The following is a 14,815-nucleotide window of genomic DNA, read 5'->3' on the forward strand; positions in this document are numbered from 1 at the left end:
AAAGGGAGCCATCAGGCTCCCTTTTGTGTTGTATTGATTGCGTTATGCTACTCGAATGATTGAGAGAGCTTGGTCAGCTTAAAGTCCAGAATGCTGACATCGGGTGCGATAACTTTCACAAGTGAAAGTGGAGACAGGTAATGATTCTCCCAGTTCATTTCAAGAGCAAGGCTGGCATCTTCAAGCCTGTCGATGCTTTTGAATAAGGGGCGAATATCTGTAGTGCGAGGGCCTTTTTTGGTCTCTCGTGACCACTCCTTACTTGTGCATTCTTTGAAATCATTCCATGCTGCAAAGAATGCTGCTTTGCCTTTTTCCGGTCCAGTGTAGTCCAGTCGGAACACTTCGTGTACCGCTTGTTTTACTTTTTTCTGGTTGTGCAACTCTTCAACATAAAGAACTTCCATACCGCGGGGAAGACGCCCGATGAGGGCTGTACGGATTTCATCGGCAGTATGGGGAGTGCGCAGATATACGCTGAACCATTCAGCGCGGCTTGCAACGCCTACCGGCAAAGCTCTGCCAAAAGAAATGAGTGGCAGAGGGTGAAAGCCCTGAGAAAACGTCATAGGCAGATTGGCTTTTCGCATTACCCGCTCAAAGATGCTTTGCAGCTCAAGCTGGCTCAGGTAAACAGCCATATCTTCCTTGGTGTACCATATGCGGAAGTGACCGGCCTTGACTTTGAGTTCGTCAGCCAGCTTGGGCGGTTCGTTTTTCGGCGGAGCAACAATGTTGCCTGCTTCGTCGGTCATTGGCTTGTGGGTTTCCTGATCGCGCGAGTCTCGGTTGAGCAGGTTGCCGTAGCGGGTTTCATCCGTCAGCCTGTCCAGTTCGGAAGGCTTGTTCCCCACATCACAAACTCCGCACAAGCGGCATGCACCATAGCGGCAGTCTTCGGTAATCTTCATGTCATAGGCACGGGCTCGTTCTTTCAGCAGGAACGCCTTTGTCGTGCCACTATGCAGATGGTCCCAAGGCAAAGCCTCTTCTGTCTCTCTTGCGCGCGAGAACTCTTCCGGTGATAAACCATGTTCGGCCATGGATTCGAGCCAAGGTTCGTAATTGAAGCCATCAACCCAGCTGGAAAATATGGCACCTTTTCGATATGCGCTTTCTACAACGCCGCCAAGGCGTCTGTCGCCGCGCGAGAAAATACCTTCAAGAGCGCTCATTACCGGTTCGTGCCAGCGCATTTTCATGCATTTTTCACGTCTGAAGGCGTCACGCAGGTATTCGATACGCTCTTTGATTTCTCCCAGTGTAAGTTGTCGTTCCCACTGGAAGGGGGTGTGCGGCTTGGGCACAAAGGGAGAAATTGCCGCAGTTACCTGCAGACGGCGGACTCGTCCGGCTGCACCGCGAACTTTTCTGCAAAGCTCAACAATGGCGTCAAGGTCTTCGTACGTTTCTGTCGGCAGACCAATCATGAAATAGAGCTTAACCTGTTGCCAGCCATGCTGGAAAAGCTTTTGCACATGCAGCATCAAGGCTTCTTCAGTGATGCCTTTGTTAATGACATCGCGCAGACGCTGACTGCCTGCTTCCGGAGCCAGAGTGGCTCCTGTTCTGCGAATTTCAGCCATACGGCCCATGATGTCGTCATCAATAGATCCGACACGTAAAGAGGGGAGCGACAAAGAAACCTGTTCCTTGGCGCATCGGTCTACAGTGTTCATAAAAAGGGTTTTGAGCGCGGAAAAGTCGCCGGTACTTAAAGAGAGAAATGAAAGCTCGTCAAAACCGGTTGATGCGAGACAGTTGTCCAGCAGCTTTTCCAGATGATCAACGGAACGTTCACGGGCAGGACGGTAGATGATGCCTGCCTGACAGAAACGGCATCCGCGGGTGCATCCGCGCCCGATTTCCAGCGCAAGACGGTTGTGTACTGCTCCGAAAGGAACCGGCTGCTTTGCAGGAAAAAACGCTGTGTCCATATCCGGAATTACACGGCGGGTAACATGGCGATAATCTTCGTGCTTGGGCTTTACTGTATTGGTATCAGCATCAAATTCGAACAATGAGGGAACATAAATGCCGGGGATGACTCTTGCTTCATACAAGAAGCGGGAGCGGCTCCAGCCTTCTTTTCGTGCCTGATTCTGCAGATCAAGCACTTCCAGCATCACTTCTTCGCCTTCACCCAGAATCATCAGGTCGAAATATTCTGCCATGGGCTCCGCTGCCAACGTGCACCCGCCACCAGCAGCAATAATGGGCCACTTTGCCAGCTCATCACCGCGATCAACCGTACGCAACGGAATATTACCAAGTTCCAGCATATACAGAACATTGGTGTAGCAAAGTTCATGTGTAATGCTGAATCCTAAAAAATCCAGCATGTGCAGTGGAGTATCGGACTCCAGCGTACAAAGCGGTGCTTTATGCTCGCGCAGAATTTCGGCAGCATCCCGACAAGGTGTAAAAACTCGTTCAGCCCAGAATTCCGGACGCCCGTTAAGGACCCCGTAAAGAATTTTCTGTCCAAGGTAGGACATACCCACCTCGTACATATCGGGGAATGCAACGCCGATTCGCATTTCGACGTTTGCGGGGACTTTAGTCACGGTTCCTTCCTCGATTCCGGCATAGTGGCTGGGGCGAGGCAGAAGAGAGAGCAGTTCGCGCATTGTTTCCTCTGGGTAAACGGAAAAAAGGGTGGCCATACGGCCACCCCGATAGGTTTGTTAGTGCGGGGACGTTCCTGCTACTTGCGCAGCAGGTCGGATACGTTGGAAACCTTGCCTCCGCCGGCAGCGCCTCCGGCAAGATTCAGTCCGCCAAGCCCGCCGGTGGAAAGAGTCAGGTTGCTGATTGCTTCCATGTACTTGGTTTTCAAGTCTTCAGGGAAGGACTTATATTCATAAAGGACGTGTTTATATGCCAGCTCACCCTTAAAGTCCTGCTCAAAGGGGTAACCATAAGGAAGCATCATCATCTGGACACCCTGCTGGGTAGGAACCGTCTGAAGAGTCGCCACTTCCAGAAGTTTCTCGTTTTCAACATCAAATTTACCCAGAACGAGTTCGCCGGTAATGAGTTTTACAAGTCGGATATCGTAAGCCATTAAAATGCTCCCTTTCAGTTGCGTTGTTCATTTGTTAAAGCAACATGATTTCGGCATAGGTAGGGGCTAGCGCTTTCACTGTCAAGTTTTGAGGTGGATTTCTGGCCTTGTTAAGCTTCCTTGCGGATATTTCTATCACTGCGGATCATCATTAAAGGGATCAGTGTGATGAAATTTAACAGCGCCATTATTACAAATCCGGAGCTGAAGCTGCCCATATCACCAGTAAGACCAAGCAATGCCGGAGCGATGCCTGTGCCTACCACAGCTGACATCGGCATAATCAGACTCATTGCCGCAGCCTGCTGCTCAGGTTCAAAGGCTTCTGCCATAAGTTTGAATGCCGCCGGAAAAACGAAAGCGGTTAACAGAGCCTGCAAGACAATGTTTATTGTAAGCAAGCTACCGGAAGTTAGCCCGACTCCAATCAACACAATGCCATGAGTAATAAAGTACAATTTTACGGCTGTACGGGTTCCCAGTTTATCCGCCACAAATCCGGCGATAAGAACCACTGCGGGGCACGCCAGTCGTGAGAGACTGAGAATGCCGTTTGTGGTGTCAAAGTCCATTCCTTTTTCATTTACCAGATATAACGGCAAGACGCTGAAAGGCGCATATTCTCCTCCTATGCTCAAGCCGATGATGAGCACGAAAAGCCATATTCTGGGGTTGGCCAGCAAGCCTCTTATCGAAGGGGATGTTCCGGCCGTGTGCTGTTTTGCGCCGCCTCTGCCTATAATAATAAATAAAAGCCCCAGAAGGATTGACGAGCATCCTACGGCAGCCAGCGCCCAGCGCCATGATGTAAACGACAATGCGTAAGACGCGACAAGCGGTGCTACGATAAAACTTATATTGGGAGCCAGCTCATGTATCGCAATGGCCTTGCCCCAGTCTTTACGGCTGACAAGGCTGGCAAGGGTTGCCATGCCGGAGGGAAAGTAAAGGCCAGCGGCAAGGCCGAAGCATAAAATGGCGATACGTACCTGCAGCAGAGTCTCCACATGTAGAAAAAGCAGAAGAGCTATGCCGCCTATTACAGCAGAAAGCCCCGCAATAGTACGGTGTGCCAGTATCCTGCTGATGAAGCTGGAAAGGGCCATGCTGACAGAAAAGCCTGCAGAAAGCAGCAGCAACAGGCCGGTGGCCTGTGAATGGCTTAAATGCAGCTCTGCTTCAAGGGGAACAAGCAGAGGAGACATAAGACTGCGGGGCAGGTAGTTGATGAAAAAAATAAGCGAAACAAAAATTACCCAAGGCAGACTTTTAGAAAAGGATATGGAGGAATCAGTCACTTAAAATATCCAAAGAGCTAAGAGTGAATAGAGGCATAACATGGAGTAATAATTTGCACAGTTGTTGCTACGGCTTCCTTAGGCAGGCTTTTACGGAAAAAATTGCCGTGCCGCTTGTTCGTTGCCTGAAGGAGGAAGCATGCCCAGGTTGCTTACATTATTCGGTAAAGTTGTGCTGGTAGCCGTTCTGACGTGGGGGTGCGTCAGTGCAGGGCAAAGTTATTCAAACAGAATAGCAAAGCTGGCAAAAGGAGATCACGGTTATCAGGTGCGTGGTGAAGTGACTTTTGAACCCGTACGACAGACCATGTAGATTGCCGTGCCTATTTCGTCAAAAGGGGCCTTGCGGCCCCTTTTGTTTTGTCATCAGCTAAATTCCCATGACTTCTTTCAAATATGCGAAGTCCAGTGATGAACTGACAAGCTGGGCACCTTGCCGGATTTTAATGACATCTCGCAACTTATGCCTCGAAAGAATTACTTCCATCTTTTTGGCAACGGTGTAGGTGTCATCCCGCACCACAACAATGGGAATATTCAACACCTCAGAACGGGTGAGAATAATGTCGTTGGGATAAAGGTTGCCCGTGAGCACCAGACACGGGCAGTTACCTTCAAGCGCAACCAGTTGAACGTCAGAACGGTCGCCGCCCACGATGACCGCGGAATTTTTGTTCTTGCGGAAGTGGGTCATGAAATTTTCTACCTGCATAGTGCCGATAAGGAAGTTTTCTACAACCTTGTCTGCCTTATTTTGTGCAGAGATGACCTTGCCGCCCAGACGTTCTGCCAGGTCACCGACTTTAATGGCCCCCATCAGCGGGTCTTTGGGAATTACGCCCAGCACTTTAACGCCGTTGGATTCGAGGAAGGGGCGAATAAGGCCGTCAACTTCATTAATAAAATTCGATGGAATATCATTAAGAATTACGCCTGCAAGGGTGTCCCCCAGCGTATCTTTGAGCACAACAAGGTAGTCATAATTCAATTCCTTGTGCAGTCTGTCGATGATGACAGCCTTCAGGCCCAGCTCTTTAACCACTCGTACGCCGTCCACGTTGCAGTACCTGCCGGAATACATACTGCCGGAACCGGCAACGATCATTACATCGCGGTTCTGCTGTAGCGTATTGTAGTTAGATACAATAGAAGGCATCAGGTCGTCGCACTGGCCGCTGAAGGCCCGCACGCGGAAATCCTGCGTTACTACAACGGGCGTTACGGTTTCTGCGGGTTCATCAAGCCCGAGAACGCTTTGAACAAAAAAAGCGTCTTCATCGCCCATAACGCCGTTTACTTCCTGAGGCATGGCTCCTACTGGCTTCATGTATCCTACATTGTAGCCATCCTTTTGAAGCCGCATTCCCAGCCCCATCACAACCATATTCTTTCCGGAGTAACCGGAAGTGGAGCCAACATATATTCCGGCAGCCATAGTGACCTCCTGTGCGGGTTATAGCTACTTATATCCGTCTGGTTTGTTCCGGTTCACTTTCCATGGTGCAGGTTGGCGCGGGTACCGAAAGAATCGCACGTGCGTCCGCAACCAATGCGCCAGAGTCATAAACCAGAACAGGGTTGAATTCTGCCTCTAAAATCTCTGGAAAATCAAGAGCAAGCTGCGACATTGCTAAAATAATGCGTTCAAGGGAAGCGAAATCAATTGCAGCTTCGCCTCTGATGCCGCGTAACAAAGGAAACGACTTGATTTCGCGTATCATATCGCGTGCGTCTTCACGCGACAAGGGGGCAAGGCGAAAAGATACGTCCCGCAATACTTCAACATAGATGCCGCCCAGTCCGAACATAAGCATCGGACCAAATTGCGGATCACGCCTTACACCGACAATCACTTCTTTGGCACCGGACGGAGCCATTTTTTGTACAATGCACCCTGTGATATATGCGTCTTTTCGCAGTTTGCTGGCTTGCGTTGTAATGGTCGAGAACGCCTTGGCAACTTCTGTCGGTGTCTTGAGGTTGACTACAACGCCCCCGATGTCACTTTTGTGCGAAATGTCAGGAGAAGCGATTTTTAATACAACAGGATATCCTATCTTTTCTGCTGCTTGCACGGCTTCGGTACTTGTTCTGCACAGAAACGTTTTGGGAAATGATAATCCGTATGCCGTTAGAATCTGATGCACTTGAAATTCGACAATTTCTTGAGAGTCGCTTTTCATGGCGTGGTCAATTACCTGTCGTGCTGCAGTGAAGTTGCGCATGGTGCATAGGTCTGTACGGGTACCCCCAAGATTTTGTGACCGGTACATGTACATGGCATCAATGCATTTAATTGCCTGTTCGGGAAATTCGTAGCAGGGAATTCCTCCGGCTTCCAGAATCAACTTGCCTTGTTCAATACCTTTTCCGCCCATAAGTGAACAAAACACCGGCTTCTTATATGTAGCCACCGTTTGAACAATTGCCTGAGCAATTTCCTCTATACCTGTTCTGGCTGTTGGGGCGGCAAGGAGCAGTAGCGTATCCACGTGCGGATCTCGCAAAACAAGGTCGATCGCACCGCAAAATCTGTCTGCCTTGGCGTCGCCGATAAGATCAACTGGATTATAAAAAGATGCAAAGGGGGGTAAAATTTGTTTAAGGCCTTCAACTGTATCACCTGATAACGATGCCATGCTCAGGTGGGATTGTTCGCAGGCATCTGCGGCAAGAATCCCCGGCCCTCCGGCGTTAGTCACAACAGCTAAAGCAGGTCCTTCAGGCAGCGGCTGCATGCTGAACGCCTGAGCAAGGCTAAACAGTTCTTCAAGTTCCCGTACTCGAATAATGCCGGTCTTGTTGAAGGCGGCATCATATGCCTGATCCGCTCCTGTTATCGCTCCGGTGTGAGATGATGCTGCTTTTGCGCCGGCAGCCGTTGTGCCGGATTTAAGCATTATAACAGGCTTGCGCTTGGTCGCGTCTCTTGCGCTTTTAATAAAACGTGCGCCGCACTCTACACCTTCAATGTACCCCAGAACCACCGATGTGTCCGGATCGTCGGCAAGATAATCCAGCATATGGGCTTCATCCAGCAGGGCTTTGTTCCCAAGGCTGATAAAGTTGGAAAAGCCGATGTTTTTACTCTGGGCCCAGTCAAGAATGGCTACGCAAAGTGCCCCTGACTGAGAAAAAAAGCCGATGCTGCCTTTGCGGGGCTGACCTGTAGCAAAAGTGGTGTTAAGAAAGTGGCTGGTGTTGATCAGGCCAAGGCAGTTAGGCCCTAGCAGGGCAATATTATGGCGTTCAGCCATTTTTTTGACGTCTGCCTCAAGGTGCCACCCTTTACCGCCGATTTCTTTAAAACCTGCGGTGATGACTATACAGGCTTTAGTGCCTATACTCCCTAGCTGATCAATAGTGTTTAAAACAGCATCGGGCGGAATACTGACCACAGCCAGATCGAGCTTTTCAGACAGGTTTGTAATCCGGTTTATGCAACGTAAGCCCAGAATGCTTTTTTCGTGCGGGTTGACTGGGTATATTTTTCCCGCGTATCCCGCTTGTAGCAAATTAGCCAGTATGACATTGCCTATTTTGCCTTTAGTGGCCGAGGCCCCTATAACAGCAACTGCCTGCGGTGAAAAAAGTGCAGCTATTTGTTGTGAAAGGCGCATTGGCGATCCATATGGAGATAAGGTGAATGATTGATACTCTACAAAAATCTATCCTCTATCAGTTTCGTGAAGTCAAGTTGCTTGAAACTGCACTTACCCATAGTTCGTATGCAAACGAACATGGGGCGGAGATTGAACATAACGAACGGCTGGAATTTTTAGGTGACGCAGTGTTGGAACTGGCTGTTTCGGAACAGCTTTTCCGCAAGTTTCCTGATGCAAGGGAAGGCCAGCTGACGCGTATGCGCGCTCGGCTTGTCAGTAAACCGTCTCTGGCGGAACTGGCAAAAGAGCTGGAGCTTGAAAAGTGCCTGCAGTTAGGCCGCGGAGAAGAAAGTCAGGGAGGCAGAACACGCAGTTCTGTTTTGAGTGACGCTTTTGAGGCTGTATTGGGGGCTGTCTTTCTGGACGGAGGGTACTCCGCGGCAAGTAACAGTATCTTGCATATATTACGAAACCGCTGGCCTCAAGACGCCGAAGCGACACGCAGTAAAGATTCGAAAAGCTTGCTGCAGGAGCTTACACAGAAGCTGTTTAAAGAACGCCCTGTTTATACATTGCTTGGCAGCAACGGCCCTGAGCACGAAAAAATATTTACAATTCAGCTTACACTGCCAGACGGCAGATCGGTGGAGACCGAAGGCCAAAGTGTAAAAAGGGCAGAACAGCAAGCAGCCGCACAAGCTCTTGAATTGCTGGAAGATGAACAGAGCTAGCTGCAGCAGATAGACCAATAGCACTATCAAATGACCGAGGAGGGGGAGCTCCCCGGTCATTTGTTGTCTTTGGTCACCCGAAACCGAAAGGGAAGGCGTCAGCGGAATTAGCCGCCGATAAGCTGCATCGCCATCTGCGGCAGCGAGTTCGCCTGTGTCAGCATAGCAACTGCCGACTGCGTAAGAATCTGGTTTCGTGTGAATTCCGTCATTTCAGTTGCAACGTCTACGTCTGAAATACGGGATTCGGACGCTTGCAGGTTTTCAGACTGGATACTCAGGTTAGTGATGGTATTCTCAAGTCTGTTCTGCAGTGCACCGAGCGCTGCTCGGATTTTGTCCTTCGAAATGATGGCCTGATCGATGGCGTTCAGGGCACTCTGTGCAGCGGACTGCGTGGAAATTGTATATCCGCCGACAGTGGGGTCTGACTGGTTGCCTACACCCAGCATAGAGGCAGTAGATCCCGCAATGGCGATGTAGTAGTAGTCTTCGCTGGAGTCGTTACCGGTACCGAAGTGAATCTTCAGTGCACCAGTCTGCTGCAGGCCTGAACCGTCGTGTGTACCGGAAAGAGTACCATTAAGCAGGTGGATACCGTTGAAGTCGGTAGCCAGCGCGATACGGGTAATTTCTGAGGCCATTGCCTGATATTCGGACTCAATCATCAGACGTTGGTCAGAGTTGTAGGTACCGGTTGCGGCCTGTTCTGCCAGCTCTTTCATGCGGATAAGCTTTTCGTCGATAACCTGCAACGCGCCGTCAGCAGTTTGAATCATGGAAATGGCGTCGTTTGCGTTACGAATGCCCTGCTGCATGGTTGAAATATCTGCTCGCATCAATTCGCGGATTGCGAGGCCCGCTGCGTCGTCAGCTGCGGTGCCGACACGGAGACCTGAAGAAAGGCGGCGAGTTGATGTGGCCAGACGTCCGTAACTCTCAGAGAGGTTACGGGCGGCGTTCATTGCCATCATGTTGTGATTAATGACCAAAGACATTTGGAAACCTCCTTATGGATTGCTGAAGCTTACTGAGCAAAGCAGGTGCCAAACTTTCTTTGTGCTGTAAAAACAGCATGTTGAATTTGAAGATTATTACAAGGGTGTCGACTTTTTGTGAAAGGGGTCAATTTTTCCTGCTGTTACCAAAGCTGGCGAGCCGCGTTTGTAGTTAATGTGGAATTTTTTGCACTGTGCCCTAAAGAGACGTTGTTTTATGCCGATAGGTGTTGTGAAGGGGAGTAATCGTTCCGACTTTGTCGGGCATGGCCCGGAGGTCTGACTATGAAAATAGAAGATGTCAGCGCCAGACGCGTAACAGTGTTCGAGGATGGCCTGAAGCGCCAACCTGAGCGCTCTGCTGAAAATCCGCAGGTATCGCGTGAAAAAACAGATCCTGCTGCTGTGGTGCGCTCAAAAGATGAAACAGCAACTGCACAGCCAGACGCAGAACAGCTGGAAAAGGCCATTGATGCTCTGAAAGAGCGGCTCGGGGACAACGGGGCAGGTTTTACCTTTGCCGTTGAAAGCTCCGACCACTCTATAAATGTAACGGTCATGACAAAGGATTCCGAAAGGGTTCTTATGCGTATTCCGGCAGAAGGGATCGTTCGGCTGGCAATGGAAGGTAGTGACGCCGTGGGGGGCTTGCTCAATAAGTCGTATTGAGTTGTTGCTCAGACCTGAACATCTCTCCTTGTTAAAAAAGACAAGGCCTCGGCATTGCCGAGGCCTTATTTTTTTTGCAGACCGAAAGTTTCGGGGCTTTTAGCCTGCTCAACAGGAGGTCAGTACTGTTAACGCTTCATCTGGATAACGACTTCAAGCATCGTATCAGTGGTTGTGATTACCTTGCTGTTGGACTGGAAACCACGTTGAGTCGTAATCATGGTTACAAACTCTTTTGCAAGGTCTACGTTAGACTGTTCCAGCGAGTTTGAATTGATCGAACCGAGGCCGTTCGCATTAGCTGGGCCGGGGGCAGCCTGTCCGGATGCGTTACTTTCACTGAAAAGGTTTCCGCCTTCTCTTCGCAAGTTGTCCTTACTCTGGAAATCATAGAGCGTGACCTGATACAAGTCCAGAACCGCACCGTTTGAATACCGTCCTTGCAAAATGCCGTCACGGGTAACAGTCACATTCTGCAGGAATCCGAATGTATAACCGTCCTGACTGAGGCTGAGCGTTGACGAAGAACCCGCAAAGCTTGTGGTCGCCGAAGACTGACGCTCGGCTTGAGCTCCCAGAGTCGGCAAGTTGGCAACAGTTGTTCCCACCAGAGACGCGTTGGACACGGCCGCACTTGCCCAGGTGGAAGGATCAGTGTTCTTCAGGCCCAGATTCAGTTCCATAATATATGGTTCTGCAGCAGGGTTAGGGTTGGGGGTAACGTAGCTCGCATTGGAAATACCCGAGAAGTTGGCAACAAACATGGGGTATCCGTTGGTAGAGAACGTTGTTGGGTTCCAGTTGCTAAGATCCTTCATGGAGCCGGATGCACTGCTACCGGGAGTAAATGCACTCTGATCAACAAGCTGGCCTGAACTGTCAAAGGTCAGCGTGCCAGACATCAGCAGACCGGCAGCGGGAGTACCGTTGAAATCGATTCCATTGATTGACCGGCGTTCTTCCGCAGGGTCCATGGTGACAATGTATTCCCAGTACTTGCGTCCGCTGGCTTCGCCGGAGATGGTATCAGCAGAAACCTGATCGTAATATACGGTAAGGTTATGTGCTGTGCCGCCTTCATCGTAAACTTTAATGGTAGTTTGGTAAGCAAAGCTGTTTTCGCTAAGCGGAGGTTCTGCCGTGCCATCCCAGCTGTTGAACAAAGCAAACATCGGGTTGGCAGCATTGGTGGTGTTATCGCCGCCGGCGGCATCATCAAGGTTACTGATGATGGTCACATTAGAAGTATGCTTAGGTTCGGCTGTAAATCCGGGAAGCTGGATATCCTTAGGAACACCGGCCCCTTTGATTTTGGATGAAGAGCTTACGCTGGAAGCAGTGCTGGTTGCCAGTGAAGGTCTGGGAGTTTCAACCTGCCAGCCCTGCAGCACGTATCCGTGCGGGTCTACGAGGTAACCGTCTTTATCAAAACGAAAGTTACCGGCACGGGTGTAGTAGTTAGTTTCTTCACCTTTGGGCGATACTGCAAAAAAGCCGTTACCGCCGATAGCAAGGTCGGTTGCTTCTGTGGTGGTTTCAAAGGAACCTTGGCTGAAGTCACCGTAAATTGCTCCAAGGCCTACACCACGACCGATTTGTTTGGAACCGGATGCCGTGTTTACGTCCTGGCTGATAAAGTCTTCAAAGTCCATTCTGGAGCCTTTGAAGCCCACTGTGTTAACGTTGGCAATGTTGTTGCCGAGAACGTTCATTCTTTCGCCGTGGGCCAGCAAACCCGAAATGCCTGTCCACATTGAAGCGGTAAGACTCATGGTCGACCTCCTGATATAAACGCTTATGCGAATAAGTTCTGCTCAAAGAGCGAACATTTTTCCTATATCGAAATTGAATTGTCTGGCTTAAGGCGTAGTGGTGGAGCCGTCTCCGGAACCGCTGTTATCGCCAGTTCCATCTCCTGTTCCGTCACCGGACCCTTCGCCTGCCCCGTCCCCCGAGCCATCTCCTGATCCGTCGCCCGAACCGTCACCGCCGTTCGCATTACCGTCTTCAACGGTGCTGGTGTTAACAACTTCGCGAACCTCGGTAAATTTAACAAAACGTCCATCTTCCAACCGCAGCCAGTGATCGTTACCATCACGCTGTACGCCGGCAACTTTACCGCTGACTTCTGTGTAGACCATGACGGGGGCACCATCGACACCTTCTGCTGCCATGGTGATGTAGTAAGGACCATCGGCCATTTCTTTTCCGGTGTAGTCTTTACCATCCCATACGTATTCGTATTCACCGGCCTGCTTGGCCCCCAGGGCCTCTGTGCGGACAAGGTTCATGCCGGAATCGTAGATATTCACATACCCTTCAACGATGGGAGCGTTCAGTGCGAAGTAAACAGAGCTCGCCTTCTTTTCTTTAAGGGTAAGGCTGTTGCCTGCGGCACGGACTTCTTTACCGATGAATCCAACAGCGCTGATCATCTGCCCCTGGTCCGAAGCTTCGTTCAGGGTGTCGATTCCGCCACTGATGTTCGTCAGCTGTTCCAGACTGGAGAACTGAGCGAGCTGGGCAACAAATTCCTTATCATCCATCGGGTTCAACGGGTCCTGATGTGAAAGCTGGGTGACCAGCAGTGTGAGGAAATCCTCTTTGCCAAGGTCAGCACCTTTTCTTTCCGCATAAGGATTGTTGCTGAAAAACTGTTGTTCGGCCCGGCCGATGAGAGCGCTAGTTGAAGCCATTTTCGCACCTTCGCTATGCTATAATATCCACTGATGAGGTGGTAATTCTTGCCTTATGCTCGGGACTGTGCATTTCTTGGGCCAACTCTGTGCCTTCTCGCCGGATGGCTGCCATGCGCTGTTCACGCTGGAACCATTGTTGCTGTTCACGCGCAGAGTTATGTTGGTCTGTCCCTTGCCACGAAGGTGAAGAAAAGTTGTTCTGCAGCTGTTGCTGTACTTCTAAACGCTCGACTTTAAGCCCTTGCTGTTCGAGGTTGAGGCGCAGCTGATGAAGCTGGTCGTTAACAGCCTTAACCGCCTCGGGAGACTCGGGGCGTATAATGGCTGTTACTTCCTTGTTAACCACGGTAAGAGTAACTGCAATTCTGCCCAGTTCAGGCGGGTCAAGACGCAAAGTAAGTCTGCGCTGCCCGTTGTTCAGGGTTTCAAGCATTCCCTTTTCAACCTGATGCATGCTTCGTTCGGAGCGGGCTGTCTCTGCAGCCTGCTGCGGCATTGCCGGCGACTCATCCTGCGTTTGATACATGCCGGGAAGGAGAGGGGCAGCAATACGCGATTCTGCACGGTTAACTAAGTTTTCTGCAGCAATGCGCTGTTCACTCTTATGGGGGGAAGCGTGTTCTAAAAGTTCTTTTGCGGCGTCTTTAGACTCTTTGTGCTCCTGATCATGGCCGGTGAAGGATTTCTCTTCAGGATTTTTACCGGACTTACGCTCGATTGCAGCGGCTTCAAGAGAATTCCTTTGTGCGGAGCTATCAGCTTTATTATTAGCGGGTATGCGGTTGCGCATCTCATCTGTTACGTGTGCAGGGTCAGAAGCGTTTGCAGTCGCTGCAGGATTTTCCTCAAGCTTTTCTGCAATACGGGTATGAACGCTGTCACGCATAAGCAACAGCTTATTGCTGGTAGACCGGGTCTGCCTGTTGTCAGCTTGAACAGATTTAACTTCAGCTTCCAAGGCGGCATTCATTGCCGGTTGAATAATATCCCGCAATTGATCGATTTTTTCGTCGATGCCGTCCTGAATTTTGGATACTGCAGAGTTGATTTCAGACAGGGCCTGCTTCATTGCCGAAGGAGAAGAGATCACCCCTTGTGAATCTTTCATCACTGACATTAGGCGGCTCATTCCGTCGGATGAAAGGCGCATAATTTTGCCGATCGACTGCAACTCGTTGCTGTCGATCGAAAGCAGGGCCTCTTTGGGAAGCTGATCCAGCTTCGTGGCGATTGCGCGCCATGTACCATAAATGTCGCCTTGTTCCGCTTTTTCAGTAAGCTGCGTAACTTCTCTGTCTAAAAATCCAAGCTTTTGCAGGAAAGACTGGAATGAGTTGCGTGTTGCTCCGTCAAATTCCGCAGCTTCAGCTTTGCCGAAGCTCGTCAAGTCTTGCTGAAGTTTCTGTAATAACTGATTCCAGCTGATTCCGTTTTCACTGGCAGCCTGCTGCATCAGGGATTCAAGGGTTTCTTCCGAGATGCCGATATCTTTTAAGTCTTCTTGCAGTTCTTTTAAGGTGTCCGGAGAGGCTGGCAGCGATGTAAAAAGAGCGTTTTTACGATTTTTGGCTTCCTCCGGAAGGAATGGCGATGCGGAAAGAGAGTCAGGGGCAACGTTGTTTCCCTCGGCTACAGTGCTAAGCGAGCGGAACACGTCATTAAACCCGTTACTTTTCGGGTTTAGTTTGCGCTGTACCGTATTAGCAGCTTCTGTGATGAAACCGGGAAAAACTTGCATGCGGAACTCC

At 50.2% G+C, this 14,815-nt stretch carries 12 protein-coding genes; 3 read left to right on the plus strand and 9 right to left on the minus strand.

What is annotated here, in order from left to right:
* Nucleotides 1–47: 47 nt before the first annotated feature.
* The 3 genes from ACK5LI_RS13860 to ACK5LI_RS13870 all read right to left on the minus strand — a co-directional run bounded on the left by ACK5LI_RS13860 (nt 48) and on the right by ACK5LI_RS13870 (nt 4,365).
* On the minus strand, nt 48–2,630 hold the full coding sequence (locus ACK5LI_RS13860) for a TIGR03960 family B12-binding radical SAM protein (RefSeq protein ID WP_416950447.1): 2,583 nt from the start codon (nt 2,628–2,630) through the stop codon (nt 48–50).
* Between the two features lie 77 nt (nt 2,631–2,707).
* Nucleotides 2,708–3,067: a hypothetical protein gene (locus ACK5LI_RS13865; RefSeq protein WP_416950370.1), complete on the minus strand. Its 360-nt coding sequence runs from the start codon at nt 3,065–3,067 to the stop codon at nt 2,708–2,710.
* A gap of 110 nt (nt 3,068–3,177) precedes the next feature.
* Nucleotides 3,178–4,365 (minus strand): MFS transporter, encoded by a 1,188-nt coding sequence (locus ACK5LI_RS13870; RefSeq protein ID WP_416950372.1) that lies wholly within the window; start codon nt 4,363–4,365, stop codon nt 3,178–3,180.
* Between the two features lie 139 nt (nt 4,366–4,504).
* On the opposite strand from ACK5LI_RS13870, the gene ACK5LI_RS13875 reads away from it, so the two are divergent.
* Nucleotides 4,505–4,678 (plus strand): hypothetical protein, encoded by a 174-nt coding sequence (locus tag ACK5LI_RS13875; RefSeq protein ID WP_416950375.1) that lies wholly within the window; start codon nt 4,505–4,507, stop codon nt 4,676–4,678.
* A gap of 57 nt (nt 4,679–4,735) precedes the next feature.
* On the opposite strand, the gene ACK5LI_RS13880 is transcribed toward ACK5LI_RS13875, so the two are convergent.
* Both ACK5LI_RS13880 and ACK5LI_RS13885 read right to left on the minus strand, forming a co-directional pair.
* On the minus strand, nt 4,736–5,800 hold the full coding sequence (locus tag ACK5LI_RS13880) for a phosphotransacetylase family protein (protein WP_416950377.1): 1,065 nt from the start codon (nt 5,798–5,800) through the stop codon (nt 4,736–4,738).
* A 28-nt stretch (nt 5,801–5,828) separates the two neighbouring features.
* On the minus strand, nt 5,829–7,985 hold the full coding sequence (locus ACK5LI_RS13885; protein ID WP_416950379.1) for an acetate--CoA ligase family protein: 2,157 nt from the start codon (nt 7,983–7,985) through the stop codon (nt 5,829–5,831).
* A gap of 26 nt (nt 7,986–8,011) precedes the next feature.
* On the opposite strand from ACK5LI_RS13885, the gene rnc reads away from it, so the two are divergent.
* Nucleotides 8,012–8,701, plus strand: coding sequence for a ribonuclease III (gene rnc / locus ACK5LI_RS13890; RefSeq protein WP_416950382.1), 690 nt, complete (start codon nt 8,012–8,014; stop codon nt 8,699–8,701).
* A gap of 107 nt (nt 8,702–8,808) precedes the next feature.
* Here the strand turns inward: rnc and ACK5LI_RS13895 are convergent, their stop codons facing one another.
* Nucleotides 8,809–9,699: a flagellin gene (locus tag ACK5LI_RS13895; protein WP_416950384.1), complete on the minus strand. Its 891-nt coding sequence runs from the start codon at nt 9,697–9,699 to the stop codon at nt 8,809–8,811.
* 285 nt (nt 9,700–9,984) lie between these two features.
* Between ACK5LI_RS13895 and ACK5LI_RS13900 the strand changes: the two genes are divergently transcribed.
* Nucleotides 9,985–10,368, plus strand: a complete 384-nt coding sequence (locus ACK5LI_RS13900; protein ID WP_416950386.1) for a flagellar protein FlaG — start codon at nt 9,985–9,987, stop codon at nt 10,366–10,368.
* Between the two features lie 128 nt (nt 10,369–10,496).
* On the opposite strand, the gene ACK5LI_RS13905 is transcribed toward ACK5LI_RS13900, so the two are convergent.
* The 3 genes from ACK5LI_RS13905 to ACK5LI_RS13915 all read right to left on the minus strand — a co-directional run bounded on the left by ACK5LI_RS13905 (nt 10,497) and on the right by ACK5LI_RS13915 (nt 14,805).
* Nucleotides 10,497–12,140 (minus strand): flagellar hook protein FlgE, encoded by a 1,644-nt coding sequence (locus ACK5LI_RS13905; RefSeq protein WP_416950388.1) that lies wholly within the window; start codon nt 12,138–12,140, stop codon nt 10,497–10,499.
* A gap of 87 nt (nt 12,141–12,227) precedes the next feature.
* On the minus strand, nt 12,228–13,064 hold the full coding sequence (locus ACK5LI_RS13910) for a flagellar hook assembly protein FlgD (RefSeq protein WP_416950390.1): 837 nt from the start codon (nt 13,062–13,064) through the stop codon (nt 12,228–12,230).
* 13 nt (nt 13,065–13,077) lie between these two features.
* A complete protein-coding gene (locus ACK5LI_RS13915) occupies nt 13,078–14,805 on the minus strand; it encodes a flagellar hook-length control protein FliK (protein ID WP_416950392.1) in 1,728 nt (575 codons plus the stop codon).
* Between the last annotated feature and the right edge of the window lie 10 nt (nt 14,806–14,815).

The sequence above is a fragment of the Oleidesulfovibrio sp. genome, from assembly GCF_047973035.1.
Lineage (GTDB): Bacteria > Desulfobacterota > Desulfovibrionia > Desulfovibrionales > Desulfovibrionaceae > Oleidesulfovibrio.

What these genes read in the sequence shown, in the direction of transcription:
- ACK5LI_RS13865 (WP_416950370.1), bottom strand. Translation starts at nt 3,067, where the DNA reads ATGGCTTACGATATCCGACTTGTAAAACTCATTACCGGCGAACTCGTT.
- ACK5LI_RS13900 (WP_416950386.1), top strand. Translation starts at nt 9,985, where the DNA reads ATGAAAATAGAAGATGTCAGCGCCAGACGCGTAACAGTGTTCGAGGAT.
- ACK5LI_RS13875 (WP_416950375.1), top strand. Translation starts at nt 4,505, where the DNA reads ATGCCCAGGTTGCTTACATTATTCGGTAAAGTTGTGCTGGTAGCCGTT.
- ACK5LI_RS13885 (WP_416950379.1), bottom strand. Translation starts at nt 7,985, where the DNA reads ATGCGCCTTTCACAACAAATAGCTGCACTTTTTTCACCGCAGGCAGTT.
- ACK5LI_RS13895 (WP_416950384.1), bottom strand. Translation starts at nt 9,699, where the DNA reads ATGTCTTTGGTCATTAATCACAACATGATGGCAATGAACGCCGCCCGT.
- ACK5LI_RS13910 (WP_416950390.1), bottom strand. Translation starts at nt 13,064, where the DNA reads ATGGCTTCAACTAGCGCTCTCATCGGCCGGGCCGAACAACAGTTTTTC.
- ACK5LI_RS13860 (WP_416950447.1), bottom strand. Translation starts at nt 2,630, where the DNA reads ATGCGCGAACTGCTCTCTCTTCTGCCTCGCCCCAGCCACTATGCCGGA.
- ACK5LI_RS13905 (WP_416950388.1), bottom strand. Translation starts at nt 12,140, where the DNA reads ATGAGTCTTACCGCTTCAATGTGGACAGGCATTTCGGGTTTGCTGGCC.
- ACK5LI_RS13880 (WP_416950377.1), bottom strand. Translation starts at nt 5,800, where the DNA reads ATGGCTGCCGGAATATATGTTGGCTCCACTTCCGGTTACTCCGGAAAG.
- rnc (WP_416950382.1), top strand. Translation starts at nt 8,012, where the DNA reads ATGATTGATACTCTACAAAAATCTATCCTCTATCAGTTTCGTGAAGTC.
- ACK5LI_RS13915 (WP_416950392.1), bottom strand. Translation starts at nt 14,805, where the DNA reads ATGCAAGTTTTTCCCGGTTTCATCACAGAAGCTGCTAATACGGTACAG.